This is a genomic window from Aquitalea magnusonii (assembly GCF_002217795.2).
Classification (GTDB): Bacteria; Pseudomonadota; Gammaproteobacteria; order Burkholderiales; family Chromobacteriaceae; genus Aquitalea; species Aquitalea magnusonii_B.
Genome location: NZ_AP018823.1, coordinates 50866 through 63144 on the forward strand (window position 1 = coordinate 50866; position 12279 = coordinate 63144).

At 57.5% G+C, this 12279-nt stretch carries 11 protein-coding genes; 9 read left to right on the forward strand and 2 right to left on the reverse strand.

Features of this window, described 5'->3' with window-relative positions; all coding sequences use genetic code 11:
* Genes nuoG through DLM_RS00325 form a run of 9 tightly spaced genes read left to right on the forward strand, consistent with a single transcriptional unit; the run spans position 1 to position 10293 of the window.
* The gene (gene nuoG / locus DLM_RS00285; RefSeq protein WP_089083810.1) at positions 1-2355 is read left to right on the forward strand and encodes an NADH-quinone oxidoreductase subunit NuoG; all 2355 of its coding nucleotides are present in this window, start codon (positions 1-3) and stop codon (positions 2353-2355) included.
* 3 nt (positions 2356-2358) lie between these two features.
* Positions 2359-3405, forward strand: coding sequence for an NADH-quinone oxidoreductase subunit NuoH (gene nuoH / locus DLM_RS00290; protein ID WP_089083809.1), 1047 nt, complete (start codon positions 2359-2361; stop codon positions 3403-3405).
* Positions 3406-3431: 26 nt separating this feature from the next.
* Positions 3432-3911: an NADH-quinone oxidoreductase subunit NuoI gene (gene nuoI / locus DLM_RS00295; RefSeq protein ID WP_197077215.1), complete on the forward strand. Its 480-nt coding sequence runs from the start codon at positions 3432-3434 to the stop codon at positions 3909-3911.
* Positions 3912-3920: 9 nt separating this feature from the next.
* The gene (locus DLM_RS00300; RefSeq protein WP_089083808.1) at positions 3921-4565 is read left to right on the forward strand and encodes an NADH-quinone oxidoreductase subunit J; all 645 of its coding nucleotides are present in this window, start codon (positions 3921-3923) and stop codon (positions 4563-4565) included.
* A 26-nt stretch (positions 4566-4591) separates the two neighbouring features.
* Complete coding sequence (nuoK, locus tag DLM_RS00305) at positions 4592-4897, forward strand: NADH-quinone oxidoreductase subunit NuoK (RefSeq protein ID WP_045847642.1); 306 nt, start codon at positions 4592-4594, stop codon at positions 4895-4897.
* A 35-nt stretch (positions 4898-4932) separates the two neighbouring features.
* Entirely contained in the window at positions 4933-6963 is a 2031-nt protein-coding gene (nuoL, locus tag DLM_RS00310) for an NADH-quinone oxidoreductase subunit L (protein ID WP_089083807.1), read from the forward strand.
* A gap of 43 nt (positions 6964-7006) precedes the next feature.
* On the forward strand, positions 7007-8503 hold the full coding sequence (locus DLM_RS00315) for an NADH-quinone oxidoreductase subunit M (protein ID WP_089083806.1): 1497 nt from the start codon (positions 7007-7009) through the stop codon (positions 8501-8503).
* A gap of 23 nt (positions 8504-8526) precedes the next feature.
* The gene (gene nuoN / locus DLM_RS00320; protein ID WP_089083805.1) at positions 8527-9981 is read left to right on the forward strand and encodes an NADH-quinone oxidoreductase subunit NuoN; all 1455 of its coding nucleotides are present in this window, start codon (positions 8527-8529) and stop codon (positions 9979-9981) included.
* A 15-nt stretch (positions 9982-9996) separates the two neighbouring features.
* On the forward strand, positions 9997-10293 hold the full coding sequence (locus tag DLM_RS00325; RefSeq protein ID WP_089083804.1) for a DUF2818 family protein: 297 nt from the start codon (positions 9997-9999) through the stop codon (positions 10291-10293).
* A gap of 222 nt (positions 10294-10515) precedes the next feature.
* Here DLM_RS00325 and DLM_RS00330 read toward each other — a convergent pair whose 3' ends face one another.
* Together DLM_RS00330 and DLM_RS00335 are read right to left on the reverse strand one after the other, a co-directional pair.
* On the reverse strand, positions 10516-11382 hold the full coding sequence (locus DLM_RS00330) for a lipid A biosynthesis lauroyl acyltransferase (protein ID WP_089083803.1): 867 nt from the start codon (positions 11380-11382) through the stop codon (positions 10516-10518).
* Complete coding sequence (locus DLM_RS00335; RefSeq protein ID WP_089083802.1) at positions 11379-12272, reverse strand: lysophospholipid acyltransferase family protein; 894 nt, start codon at positions 12270-12272, stop codon at positions 11379-11381. Before DLM_RS00335 ends, DLM_RS00330 begins: the two co-directional genes overlap by 4 nt.
* Positions 12273-12279 lie beyond the last annotated feature (7 nt).

Here is a 12279-nt window from a genome sequence, read left to right on the forward strand (position 1 = left end):
ATGCTTGAAATCGAAATCGACGGTAAAAAACTGACTGTCCCGCAAGGCAGTACCGTGATGGATGCCGCCCATTCCGTGGGTACGCACATCCCTCACTTCTGCTACCACAAGAAACTGTCCATCGCGGCCAACTGCCGCATGTGTCTGGTTGAAGTGGAAAAGGCACCCAAGCCGCTGCCCGCCTGCGCTACGCCGGTGACCGATGGCATGAAGGTGCATACCCATTCCGACATGGCCAAGAAGGCGCAAGCCGGCGTGATGGAATTCCTGCTGATCAACCACCCGCTGGATTGCCCGATCTGCGACCAGGGCGGTGAGTGCCAGCTGCAGGATCTGGCCGTGGGCTATGGCAACTCCACTTCGCGCTATCAGGAAGAAAAGCGCACCGTGGTGGGCAAGGACATGGGCCCGCTGGTATCGGCTGAGGAAATGTCGCGCTGCATTCATTGCACCCGCTGCGTGCGCTTCACCGAAGAAATCGGCGGCTTCCAGGAAATCGGCATGGCCAACCGTAGCGAATTCTCGGAAATCATGCCCTACCTGGGCAAGACCGTTAATTCGGAAATCTCCGGCAACGTCATCGACCTCTGCCCGGTTGGCGCGCTGACTTCCAAGCCTTTCCGCTACACCACCCGTGCTTGGGAGTTGTCCCGCCGCAAGTCGGTCAGCCCGCACGATGGTCTGGGTTCCAACCTGATCGTTCAGGTGAAGTCCAACGAAGTGATGCGTGTGCTGCCGCTGGAAAACGAAGCCATCAACGAATGCTGGATCGCCGACCGCGACCGCTTCTCGTATGAAGGCCTGAATTCGGCCGAGCGTCTGCAAAAGCCGATGATCAAGTTTGACGGCAAGTGGCACGAAACCGACTGGGAAACCGCACTGGCCTACGTGGTCAAGGGCCTGAACGGCGTATCCGCCGATCACGGCAAGGATGCCATCGGCTTCCTCACCAGTCCGCATTCCACCACCGAAGAACTGTATCTGGCGCAAAAGCTGGCACGTAGCTTTGGTGTCAACAATATCGACTACCGTCTGCGTCGCAGCGACTTCTCGGCCGATGCCGCCCAGCAAGGCGCGCAATGGCTGGGTTCCAGCATTGTCGAGCTGACCACGGCCAAGTCCATCCTGGTGGTGGGCAGCACTCAGCGTAAGGAACAGCCGCTGCTGGCTTCGCGCCTGCGTCAGGCCGTGAAGAAGGGCAGTGCGCTCAACGTCATCCATGTGACTGACGATGCGCTGCTGACCGCAGTCAATGCCAAGCTGATCGTATCGCCGCTGGCGCTGGTCAACGCGCTGGCCCAGGTGCTGAAGGCTGTGATTGAGCTCAAGTCCGCTCAAACCGCCATCGATCTGGCTGCCGTGACTGTTGGTGCCGAGGCGCAAGCCATTGCCGCCAGCCTGAGCGGAGCCGAATCGGCTGCCATCGTGCTGGGCAATGTGGCGCAACACCATCCAGCCTTCGCCCAACTGCTGAAGCTGGCGCAGGAAATCTCCGCGCTGACCGGCGCACGTTTCGGCCTGCTGGCTGAAGCTGCCAACAGCACCGGTGCTGAACTGGCAGGTGCCTTGCCGCACCGTGCCGCCTTTGGTGCCGCGGCCACTGCTGGTCTGAACGCTGCTGCGATGATTGCCGCGCCGCGCAAGGCTTACTTCCTGCTCAACACCGAAGTCGAGTCCGACAGCTACAACCCGCAAGCTGCGGTAGCCGCCATGAAACAGGCTGCCACCGTGATTGCGCTGACCGCCTACAAGGGCGCTGGCCTGCTGGATTACGCCGACGTGCTGTTGCCCGTTGCACCGTTCTCCGAGACCGCCGGTTCCTTCGTCAACATGGAAGGCAAGCTGCAGTCCTTCAATGGTGTCGTTCGTCCGCTGGGTGAAACCCGTCCGGCCTGGAAGGTACTGCGTGTGCTGGGTAATATGCTGGGCCTGACCGGCTTCGAGCAGAACAGTGCCGAAGAAGTCCGTGCCGAATTGCTGGCCAAGGGTTCCATCGAATCTGCCTTCAACAATGCACTGGGCGATGTGAGCATCAATGCAGCCGTGACCACCGGTCTGGTACGCATTGGCGAAGTGCCGCTGTACCAGGCGGATGCCATCTGCCGCCGCGCGCCGTCCTTGCAAAAGACTGCGGATGCAGCTGCACCGGTTGCCACCGCGCACTCCAGCCTGCTGGCCAGCCTGAACGTGGCTGCCGGTTCCCAGGCCCTGCTGCGTCAGGGTAATGGCGAGCTGAAGGTGCTGGTTGAGGCCGACGACAGTCTGCCGGCTGATACGGTGCGTCTGGCAACGGCTCACCCGCTGACCGCTGGTCTGGGTGGCATGTTCGATTCCATCGCGCTTTCACAGGGGTAAAACATGGAGTTCTTGCAAAGCATTCTCGGTAATGAAGCGGGGCTCACGGTGTGGACCTTGCTGAAAATCATCGCCATCGTGGCACCGATGATGATTGCCGTCGCTTATCTGACCTATGCCGAGCGCAAGGTCATTGGTTTCATGCAGATCCGTATCGGCCCTAACCGGGTTGGTCCGCTGGGCCTGCTGCAACCGCTGGCTGACGGCATCAAGCTGTTGATGAAGGAAATCATCCTGCCGACGCAGTCCAGCAAGGGCTTGTTCCTGCTGGCGCCGGTGCTGGCCATCGGCCCGGCACTGGCTGCCTGGGCGGTGGTTCCTTTCAGCGATACGCTGGTGCTGGCCAATATCAACGCCTCCTTGCTGTACATCCTGGCGCTGTCCTCCATCGGTGTATACGGCATCATCGTGGCCGGCTGGGCCGGTAACTCCAAGTATTCCTTCCTTGGTGCAATGCGTTCCGCTGCCCAGATCGTTTCTTACGAACTGGCAATGGGCTTTGCCCTGGTTGGCGTACTGATGGTGTCCAGCAGCCTGAACCTGGTTGACATCGTCAAACAGCAAGCACACGGCATGGCAGGTGGTTCGCTGTTCTCCTGGAACTGGCTGCCGCTGTTCCCGCTGTTCATCGTCTACCTGATCTCCGGTGTGGCCGAAACCAACCGTGCCCCGTTTGACGTGGCCGAAGGTGAATCCGAAATCGTGGCCGGTTTCCACGTGGAATACTCCGGCATGGCATTCGCCGTGTTCTTCCTCGCCGAATACGCCAACATGATTCTGGTTTCCGCCCTGACTTCCATCCTGTTCCTGGGAGGCTGGCTGTCGCCCTTCCCGGCAAGCTGGGGCCTGCTGGGTGCCGGTGGCTTCTTCTGGCTGGCCATGAAGATGGCGTTTGTGCTGTTCTGCTTCCTGTGGTTCCGCGCGACGTTCCCGCGTTATCGCTATGACCAGATCATGCGTCTGGGCTGGAAAGTGTTCATCCCGGTTACCCTGGTGTGGATCCTGGTCCTGGGTATCTGGATGATGACCCCGCTGTCGCTGTGGAACTGAGGGGATAGGTAAAGAACATGGATACGATTCGCAACTTTTTCAAAACCTTCCTGCTGGTGGAACTGGTCAAGGGTCTGATGCTGACCGGGCGTTATTTCTTTGCCCGCAAGATCACCGTGCAGTTTCCGGAAGAGAAGACGCCGATCTCCCCGCGCTTCCGCGGCCTGCATGCGCAGCGTCGCTACGCCAACGGTGAGGAGCGTTGCATTGCCTGTAAGTTGTGCGAGGCGGTGTGCCCGGCAATGGCGATTTCGATCGAGTCGGAACAGCGTGAAGACGGCACCCGCCGTACCTCGCGTTACGACATCGACCTGACCAAGTGCATCTTCTGCGGTTTCTGCGAGGAAGCATGCCCGGTTGATGCCATCGTCGAAACGCACATCTTCGAATACCACGGTGAAAAACGTGGCGACCTCTACTACACCAAGCCGATGCTGTTGGCGGTGGGTGACAAGTACGAGGCCGAAATCGCTGCCAACAAGGCAGCCGATGCCAAGTACCGTTAAGGGGGCCTCATGAGCATGACTACGGTTATTTTCTACATCCTGTCCGCCATTCTGCTGTTTGCGGCGGTTCGGGTGGTCACTGCCAAGAACCCGGTACACGCCGTGCTGTATCTGGTACTGGCCTTCTTCACCAGCTCCGGACACTGGCTGCTGCTGCAGTCCGAGTTCCTGGCCATTACCCTGGTACTGGTTTATGTGGGCGCGGTGATGGTGCTGTTCCTGTTTGTGGTGATGATGCTGGACATCAATATCGAGCAATTGCGTGAGGGTTTCTGGCGCAATTTGCCGGTGGCGGCAACTGTCGGCCTCATCATGGCTTTCGAAATGGTACTGATCCTGACCAACCCGCACACCGGCCTGGCTGATTACAAAGCCGGTGCCGCACTGGCAGCCGATGCCAGCAATGTGAAGGTACTGGGTCGTCAGTTGTACACCACCTACCTGCTGCCGTTCGAGCTGGCTGCTATTGTGCTGCTGGTGGCCATGGTGGCCGCCATTGGTCTGACCCAGCGTAACCGCAAGGATACCAAGGTGGTGGATGCCGGCGATCAGGTCAAGGTTCGCAGTCAGGACCGTGTACGCATCGTGAAGATGCAAGCCGAGAAAAACGTGGAAGCGGCCGATACTGCCGAGTCCGGTGAGCAACAGGCCTGACGGCCGAACAACATAAGGGAGGAAATGTGCTGACACTAACTCACTTCCTGGTGCTGGCCGCAATCCTGTTTGCCATCAGCGTGCTGGGGATTTTCCTGAACCGGAAGAACCTGATCGTGCTGTTGATGGCCATCGAACTGATGCTGCTGGCAGTGAATTTCAATTTCATTGCCTTCTCGCATTACCTGTCCGATACAGCAGGCCAGATTTTCGTGTTCTTCATCCTGACGGTAGCAGCGGCAGAATCCGCCATTGGCTTGGCCATTCTGGTGGTGCTGTTCCGCAATATGCGGACCATCAACGTTGAAGACCTGGGCAGCCTCAAGGGCTAAGGCAAACCGGTTACCAAACTACAAAGCACACAAGCATGGATATGAAAAGCTTATACCTGCTGATAGCGCTCTCACCTCTGGTGGGGTCCATCATCGCAGGCTTGTTTGGATGGGCAATCGGCCGCCGCGCTTCCCACGTCGTGACCATTCTCGGCGTGGCAGTCTCGGCAGCCCTGTCCTTCAAGGTACTTTATGCCTTCCTCACGGGGCAGGCTGAAGTTTTCAACGCGCCGGTCTACACCTGGCTGACGGTAGGGGGCTATGAGTTCTCCGTCGGCTTCCTGGTGGACTCGCTGACGGCAATGATGCTGGTCGTGGTGACCTTTGTGTCGCTGATGGTGCATATCTACACCATCGGCTACATGCAGGAAGACCCTGGCTATCAGCGCTTCTTCAGCTACATCTCGCTGTTTACCTTCTCGATGCTGATGCTGGTGATGAGCAACAACTTCATCCAGCTATTCTTCGGTTGGGAAGCCGTGGGCCTGGTGTCCTACCTCTTGATCGGCTTCTGGTTCAAGCGTCCGACCGCCATCTATGCCAACCTCAAGGCATTTCTGGTTAACCGGGTGGGTGACTTCGGTTTCCTGCTGGGTATCGGTCTGGTACTGGCCTACTTCGGTGGCTCGCTGAACTACAGCGATGTATTTGCTGCTGCGCCGGCACTGGCCAACAAGACCATCCAGATCATTCCTGGCTGTGACTGGTCGCTGCTGACCGTCACCTGCATCCTGCTGTTCATCGGCGCGATGGGTAAGTCGGCACAGTTCCCGCTGCACGTGTGGCTGCCGGATTCGATGGAAGGCCCGACCCCGATCTCCGCGCTGATTCACGCGGCAACCATGGTGACCGCCGGTATCTTCATGGTATCGCGCATGAGCCCGCTGTTTGAAATGTCGGATACCGCGCTGAACGTGGTGCTGGTGGCTGGTTCCATCACTGCCTTGTTCATGGGCTTCCTTGGCATCGTGCAAAACGACATCAAGCGTGTGGTGGCTTACTCCACGCTGTCGCAGCTGGGTTACATGACCGTGGCGCTGGGCGTGTCTGCCTATCCGGTGGCCATGTTCCACGTGATGACCCACGCCTTCTTCAAGGCCTTGCTGTTCCTTGGCGCCGGTTCCGTCATCATGGGCATGCACCATGATCAGGACATGCGCAATATGGGTGGCCTGCGCAAGTACATGCCGATTACCTGGCTGACTTCGCTGCTCGGTTCGTTGGCGCTGATCGGTACGCCGTTCTTCTCCGGCTTCTACTCCAAGGACTCCATCATCGAAGCGGTACAACTGTCGCATCTGCCGGCAGCCGGTTTTGCCTACTTCGCGGTGATTGCCGGTGTATTCGTCACCGCCTTCTACTCCTTCCGCATGTACTTCCTGGTTTTCCATGGCAAGGAACGCTGGATGGAGAAAAAGGACGACCATCACCATGGTCATGACGATCACGACCATCATCATGGCCTGGGTCCGAACGACAAGCCGCATGAGTCGCCGTGGGTCGTGACCCTGCCGCTGGTATTGCTGGCCATTCCGTCGGTGCTGGTGGGCTTCTTTGCCATCGAGCCGCTGCTGTACGGTTCCTTCTTCAAGGGCGTGATCACCATCAACAGTGAAGCACACCCGGCACTGGAAGAATTGGCGCATGAATTCCACGGCTCGGTAGCCATGGGCGTGCATGCCTTCACTTCGCTGCCCTTCCTGCTGGCCCTGGCTGGTGTGGTGACTGCCTGGTTCTTCTACATGAAGGCACCGCAGATTCCGGCTGCCATCAAGCAGAAGTTCAGCTTCGTGAACCAGATCCTGGAAAATAAGTACTACCTGGACGAACTGTATTTCGCCGTGTTTGCCAAGGGCTCGCGTGCTCTGGGTACCTTCTTCTGGAAGGTGGGCGACATGCTGCTGATTGACGGCCTGGTGGTGAATGGTGCAGCCAAGCTGGTGGGAACCTTCTCCAGAGTGGTACGCAAGCTGCAGACCGGCTTCATCTACAGTTATGCCATGACAATGATCATTGGCGTGCTGGCTCTGATGACGCTGTGGTTCTCACAGATCATCCTGCGCTAAGGCCCAGACCTCTGGAATTGGAATAACTACTTAGGTTTTGACTATGTTCACAAATCAGTTAAGTCTGGTGATCTGGGCCCCCATCGTGGCCGGGTTGCTGGTACTGGCTACGGGAGGAGACCAACGGGCCACCTTGGCTCGCTGGGTCGCCGTAGCCGGTGCCCTGATCGGTTTTCTGTTGTCCCTGCCGCTGTTTACCGGCTTTGACAACCTGAACGGCGGCATGCAGTTCGAGGAAGTGAAGCCGTGGATTGCCTCCTTCGGTATCCAGTACCATCTGGGTGTTGATGGCATTTCCATGCTGTTTGTCATCCTCAACAGCTTCACCACCCTGATGGTGGTGCTGGCGGGCTGGGAAGTCATCAAGAAGCGCCAGTCCCAGTACATGGCAGCCTTCCTGATCATGTCCGGCCTGATCAACGGTGCATTTGCCGCGTTGGATGCCATCCTGTTCTATGTCTTCTTTGAAGGCATGCTGATCCCGATGTACCTGATCATCGGTGTCTGGGGTGGTCCGCGTCGTGTGTATGCATCCTTCAAGTTCTTCCTGTACACCCTGCTCGGTTCGCTGCTGATGCTGGTTGCCTTGATCTACCTGTACTTCCAGGCTGGCAAGACTTTCGACATCCAGGCCTTCCAGGCGATTGCCAAGATTCCGCTGAATGTGCAGATCCTGCTGTTCATCGCCTTCTTCCTGTCGTTTGCCGTGAAGGTACCGATGTGGCCGGTGCATACCTGGTTGCCGGATGCTCACGTGGAAGCGCCGACTGGCGGTTCCATGGTGCTGGCTGCCATCACCCTGAAGATCGGTGCTTACGGCTTCCTGCGGTTTGCCCTGCCCATCCTGCCGGATGCTGCACGTGAACTGTCGTGGATCATGGTGGCCCTGTCGCTGGTGGCTGTGGTGTACATCGGCCTGGTAGCGCTGGTGCAGACCGATATGAAGAAACTGGTGGCTTACTCCTCCATTTCTCACATGGGCTTTGTCACGCTGGGCATGTTCATGTTCACCGGTTCGCATCTGAACCAGTGGGCGGTTGAAGGTGCGCTGGTACAGATGGTGTCGCACGGTTTCGTATCTGCCGGCATGTTCTTCTGCATCGGTGTGATGTATGACCGCGTACACAGCCGCAACATCGCCGATTACGGTGGCGTGGCCAACAAGATGCCGATTTTTGCTGCCTTCATGATGCTGTTTGCCATGGCCAACTCCGGTCTGCCGGCGACTTCCGGTTTTGCCGGTGAGTTCATGGTGATCATGGGCGCGGTACAGGTGAACTTCTGGTATGCCGCACTGGCTGCCACCACCCTGATCTTCGGCGCTGCTTACACCCTGTGGATGTACAAGCGGGTGATCTTTGGCGAGGTGAGCAATCATCACGTTGAAGAAATGGCTGACGTGAACAAACGCGAGTTCCTGGTGCTGGTCGTTCTGGCCATTGCAGTGCTGGGCATGGGTCTGTATCCGCAAGGCTTCGTCGAGAAGATGCACCTGTCGGTGAATGACCTGATTGCGCATGTTGCGCAGACCAAGCTCTAAGCTAAGGCCATAAGGAAAACATAATGAATTGGGCTGATCTGAACCTGATGCCTGCATTGCCCGAACTGTTTATGTCCGGGGCAATTCTGGTCATCCTCATGCTCGATGCCTTTATCTCGGATGCAAAGCGTGGCCTGCACTACGGCCTCGCCTTGCTGACGTTGGCAGGCTGTGCCGTTTTGCAGGTGCAAACCTACACGGCAGTGCCAGTGCATACCTTCTCCGGCATGTTTGTCAGCGATGCGCTGTCCAGTCTGGTAAAGCTGGCCATGTACGGCAGTACCGCCATCGTTCTGGTATACAGCCGTCAGTACATTGCTGACCGCGGCCTGTTGCGCGGCGAGTTCTTCTCCCTGGCACTGTTTGCCTTGCTGGGTATGAACTTCATGGTGTCCGCATCCAGCTTTGTGTCGCTGTACATGGGCCTGGAGCTGCTGTCGCTGTCGCTGTATTCGCTGATTGCACTGCAACGCGATTCGGTGAAGGCAACCGAGTCGGCCATGAAATATTTCGTGCTCGGCGCGTTGGCCTCCGGCTTGCTGCTGTACGGTATTTCCATGATCTACGGTGCCACTGGCACGCTTGATCTGACGCTGGTTGCCAAGGCAGTCAAGGCGCATACCGCCAATGACATGCTGCTGGTGTTTGGTCTGGTGTTCATCGTGGCTGGCTTGTGCTTCAAGCTGGGTGCCGTACCGTTCCACATGTGGGTTCCGGATGTGTACCAAGGTTCGGCAACCGCGGTTACTTTGATGGTGGGTGCTGCTCCCAAGCTGGCTGCCTTCGTCTTTGTACTGCGTATTCTGGTACAGGGCCTGGAAGCCATGGTGGCTGACTGGCAAGCGATGCTGGCGCTGGTGGCCGTGCTGTCGATGGCCATCGGTAACATTACTGCCATTGCCCAGACCAATATCAAGCGCATGCTGGCGTACTCCACCATTTCGCACATGGGTTTCCTGCTGCTGGGCCTGCTGGCCGGTACGCCGGATGGCTATGCCGCAGCACTGTTCTATTCCCTGATCTACGTGCTGATGTCCATGGTCAGCTTCGGCATGCTGCTGGGCTTGTCCCGTGCCGGCTTTGAATGCGAAACCCTGGATGATCTGAAGGGCCTGAACAGCCGCAACAGCTGGTATGCACTGCTGATGCTGCTGACCATGTTCTCCATGGCAGGTGTGCCGCCGCTGGCTGGTTTCTATGCCAAATTTGCCGTCATCAAGGCGATTGTGGACATTCACCTGTATTGGCTGGCCATTATTGCCGTGATGATGTCGCTGATTGGTGCTTTCTACTACCTGCGTGTAGTGAAGAACATCTACTTTGATGAAGCACAGGACAGCTCCGCCATCGTGATGCGTGCCGACATGAAGCTGGTGTTGTCGGTCAATGCCATCGCCCTACTGGTGCTGGGTGTGGTACCGGAGCGTGTAATCGTGCTCTGCCTGCAAGCGATGAAACAATCGCTGACAGTAATCTAAGCGAAAGTCCTGCATATGCAAGCCAGTGTTGTCACCTTGCTGATTATCGCCTTTCTGGCGGCAAACCTGCCATTCCTGACCTCGCGTCTGGCAGGGGTGCTGCCGATTGCCAACAAGCATTTTGGTTGGCGTCTGCTGGAAATGGCGCTGCTGTTTCTGTTGGTTGGTCTGTTTGCCCGTTTTCTTGAGGCCAAGCAGATGCCGGTCCAGCAGCAGCACTGGCAGTTTTATGTCACCACCATCGCTTTGTTTCTGGTCTTTGCTTTTCCAGGTTTCGTCTACCAGATGTTCTGGAAAAAGCGCGGCAGTTAAACGCCATCAAATGTGAAAGCAAAACCCGGCCTTGGCCGGGTTTTTTTATGTGGATGCGGGCTGCAGCGCACTATTGGCATGTTGCGGCAGGCCGGCGCAGCGCAAGCATCACCAGCACAACAATGCGTGTGCAGCCAATAAGCGGTGGGGACTGGTGTCGTAGGGCAGGCAGAAAAAACCCGGCTTGCGCCGGGTGTGATCTGGTTCAGCGTAATACCGTCATCAATAGACGCGTGCTTCGCCTTCCGGGCGGTTTTTAAAACGCTTGTGCAGCCAGAAGTACTGGTCGGGTATCTCGCGAATACGCTCTTCCAGAAAGGCATTCATGCGCCGTGTATCGGCCACCACATCATCAGTCGGGTAGTTTTCCCACGCGGGGTAGAATTCCAGCTCGAAGCGATTGCCTACGCGCCGCGCAATTAACGGGACCACCCGGGCGCGCGCCAGTTTGCTGATGCGCGACAGTCCGGTAATGGTGGCGGCATCCTTCTCGAAAAATTTCACAAACACTGAATCGCGCACCCCGAAGTCCTGATCGGGCAGGTAGAGGAAAGGGGTGTGTTCCTTGCGCATGGCCTTGATGATGGAACGCAGGCCTTCATTGCGCGGCACGATATAGCAATTGTTATAGCGCTGGCGGCCAGCATAGATCTGGGCATCCAGCGTATCGTTCTTTTGCTGCGAATAAACGCTCACCAGCGGCAGCACCTGGTTCAGCGCGAAAACACACATCTCGAAGCCGACAAAGTGCGGGTAAAACAGGATCACATCCTCACCCTTGGCGCGCAGCTCCTCCACGATGTGCAGATTCTTGATGGTGACCAGCTTGCGGATGCGCTCGGCAGAACTCCACCATGCCACACCATACTCAAGTGCAAGGCGGATCATGTAGCCAAAATTGGCCTTGATCAGCCGTTCGCGCTCTTTTTCGCTCATCTGCGGAAAGCAAAGCCGCAGATTGGTAAGGCCAACCTTGCGGCGATCGGCCGCCAGATGATAAGCAAGCAGGCCAAGGGCATCAGCCAGCATGCCGATGGCCCACATGGGCAGCAGGCGAATCAGCCATAACAGGGCAAAAGCAATCTTCATGGGTTTCCTTGCTGATGGTCCGGCGGAGTGACACCTGCCGGGCATTTGTAACGGTTGTAGCTCCACAGGTACTGGCTGGGAAAGCGGCGGATCAGATTCTCCACGGTCTGGTTCAGCAGCGCACAGTCAGCGTCCTTGTCACCACTGAAAGGCTGCGGCATGGCTTCGATATGCACAACAAAGCCTTCACCGCGGGGCAGGCGCTCACCGACGAAAAACAACACCTCCACACCGGCAACCTGTGCCAGCCGCGGCACCAGGCTCATGGTGTAGGCGGGTTTGCCAAAAAATGGAGCCCACACCCCTTCGCCGTTGCCGGGAACCTGATCGGGCAGAATGATGGTGGCTTCGCCCGATTTCAACGCTTTCATCAGAATGCGCACGCCGGCACCGGTTGCCGGTGCAGTCTTGCCCTTGCCACGGGCGCGGCCTGCCTGCATCACCGGCTCCAGCCAGGTCAGCTTGGGAGGACGGTACATGGCGGTCAGCGGAAAGGGCAGACGTGAGCTGATGTAACGCCCGGCAATGTCATAGCTGCCCAGGTGCGGGGTGACAAAAACAATGCCGTGACCAGCCTGCAAAGCACGTTCCACATGCTCCCAGCCATGGCAGGCTTTTACCAGTGCGGCAATGTCTTCGGGCTCCCGGCACCAGGCTATTGACAATTCCAATGCACCTTTACCGGTTTCCAGTGCGGATTGTTTGACTAGTCCTTGTAAAACCTGATAATTTTCACAGATTTTACTCGACGCCAGATTACTTCTCATCCGCTCTGCGTAGCGGGGGGATGAAAGGTAAGTAAGCCGCCCCAGAATGGCGCCGAGACATTGCAGCCACGACAGCGGCAAACGCGCCAGCAAGGACAACACGAGTTGGACCAGCTTGGACATGGTTTAG

Bases quoted from the DNA above. Each gene is read 5' to 3' on its own strand.
- nuoG (WP_089083810.1), top strand. From the start codon at position 1: ATGCTTGAAATCGAAATCGACGGTAAAAAACTGACTGTCCCGCAAGGC.
- nuoH (WP_089083809.1), top strand. From the start codon at position 2,359: ATGGAGTTCTTGCAAAGCATTCTCGGTAATGAAGCGGGGCTCACGGTG.
- DLM_RS00300 (WP_089083808.1), top strand. From the start codon at position 3,921: ATGAGCATGACTACGGTTATTTTCTACATCCTGTCCGCCATTCTGCTG.
- nuoL (WP_089083807.1), top strand. From the start codon at position 4,933: ATGGATATGAAAAGCTTATACCTGCTGATAGCGCTCTCACCTCTGGTG.
- DLM_RS00315 (WP_089083806.1), top strand. From the start codon at position 7,007: ATGTTCACAAATCAGTTAAGTCTGGTGATCTGGGCCCCCATCGTGGCC.
- nuoN (WP_089083805.1), top strand. From the start codon at position 8,527: ATGAATTGGGCTGATCTGAACCTGATGCCTGCATTGCCCGAACTGTTT.
- DLM_RS00325 (WP_089083804.1), top strand. From the start codon at position 9,997: ATGCAAGCCAGTGTTGTCACCTTGCTGATTATCGCCTTTCTGGCGGCA.
- DLM_RS00330 (WP_089083803.1), bottom strand. From the start codon at position 11,382: ATGAAGATTGCTTTTGCCCTGTTATGGCTGATTCGCCTGCTGCCCATG.
- DLM_RS00335 (WP_089083802.1), bottom strand. From the start codon at position 12,272: ATGTCCAAGCTGGTCCAACTCGTGTTGTCCTTGCTGGCGCGTTTGCCG.